2 protein-coding genes are annotated in these 1,583 nt (G+C 62.9%); both read left to right on the top strand.

Annotated elements, in window-relative coordinates; translation table 11 throughout:
* Positions 1 to 649: isopentenyl phosphate kinase (locus tag CW742_RS12400; RefSeq protein ID WP_292420820.1), on the top strand; the 649-nt coding region annotated here is incomplete at its 5' end.
* Positions 650 to 652: 3 nt separating this feature from the next.
* A partial coding sequence (gene fni / locus CW742_RS12395; RefSeq protein ID WP_292420819.1) for a type 2 isopentenyl-diphosphate Delta-isomerase occupies positions 653 to 1,583 on the top strand: 931 nt, incomplete at its 3' end.

Below are 1,583 nucleotides of genomic sequence, written 5' to 3'. Positions count from 1 at the left end.
GGCGGTAAGGACGGAAGGGACTGTCATCATCCATGGTGCCGGTTCCTGCGGACAAGCCGAAGACAAAGGGTCACACGGTGATATAGGGGCAGGTTCCGGTGAAACCGAAGGTAGCTATGTCACGCATAGTGCGGTAAGCGGGCTGAATGCTGAAGTCGTCTGCTCCCTCCGCGAGAAGGGCGTTCGCGCAATCGGTGTCCACCCGCTCCACGTGGGTGTGGCAGACAAGGGAAGGCTCGTTGCGTTTGAATGCCGTCATCTCGAAACAATGCTGGCGCTGGGGATGGTCCCCGTGATCCACGGCGATGTGGTGATGGACCTCTCCCGGGGTGCCTGTATCGTATCGGGCGACCAGCTCGTGCGGTACCTCGCGGCTGCTCTTAGGATCAGCCGTGTCGGGCTCGCCACCGATGTACCGGGAGTGCTTGATGGAGGACGCGTTGTGCCGGAGATCACCCGGCGCACCGTCATGAACCTCCATATCGGCGACTCGATGCATACCGATGTCACCGGTGGAATGAGAGGGAAAATCGAAGAGCTGCTCGGCCTCGCGGATGCGGGGACGGGCTCGGACATATTCCATGTCTCGCGGGTGGCGGACTTCCTTGCAGGGTCCGACCATGGCGGGACGAGCGTGAGAGGAGAGTAAGGAATGAAAGATACGGTGAAGCTGACGTCCTCGCGGAAACTCGACCACCTGCGGATCTGCGCAGAAGAGGATGTCGAGTGCGGGGATGCCGGGTTTAACGATATCCGGTTCGTGCACAATGCCCTCCCGGAGTGTGACATGGAAGCAATCGACCTGTCTGCCCGGTTCCTCGGGAACAGCCTCTCCGCTCCCCTCTTTATATCGGCGATGACCGGTGGCCATCCAGGTACAAAAGACGTGAATGCCCGCCTTGCCCGGGCGGCAGAGAAGTTCGGGCTGGGGATGGGCGTCGGCTCCCAGCGTGCAGCCCTCGAGAATCCATCCCTTGCAGACACGTTCTCGGTTGTCCGCGATGAGGCACCGCATGCGTTCCTTGTCGCGAACCTCGGGGCCGTCCAGCTCCGCGACCACGGGATCACGTGGGCGGAGAAGGCCGTTGAGATGATCGAAGCGGATGCGCTTGCCATCCACCTCAACTTCCTGCAGGAAGCAATCCAGCCGGAGGGCGACCATAATGCCACCGGTTGTTTTGCGGCCATTGCAGAACTCTGCCGCGACTTCAAAACCCCGGTCATCGTAAAGGAGACCGGGTGCGGGATCTCGGCAGCCATCGCACGGAAATGCTGGGGTGCCGGCGCCGGGGCCATAGACATCGGCGGCTGGGGCGGGACGTCCTGGGCTGCTGTCGAGGCGGTCCGGGCCGGCAAGGGCAGGAGTGCACGGGACAAGGCACTCCTCACTCTCGGGCAGGATTTTGCCGGCTGGGGAATCCCGACCGTGGTGAGCCTTGCCGAAGTGCTGGCTACCGGGGGGCCGGTCATCGCATCCGGCGGCGTGCGGAGCGGGCTCGATGTTGCAAAGGTGCTTGCATTCGGTGCAGACCTCTGCGGCATGGCGCCCCCCCTCCCTAAACCGGCCATGGAGATCGATGCCG

Source organism: Methanoregula sp., from assembly GCF_002835825.1.
Lineage (GTDB): Archaea > Halobacteriota > Methanomicrobia > Methanomicrobiales > Methanospirillaceae > Methanoregula.
This window is presented reverse-complemented; position numbering and strand designations above follow the sequence as displayed.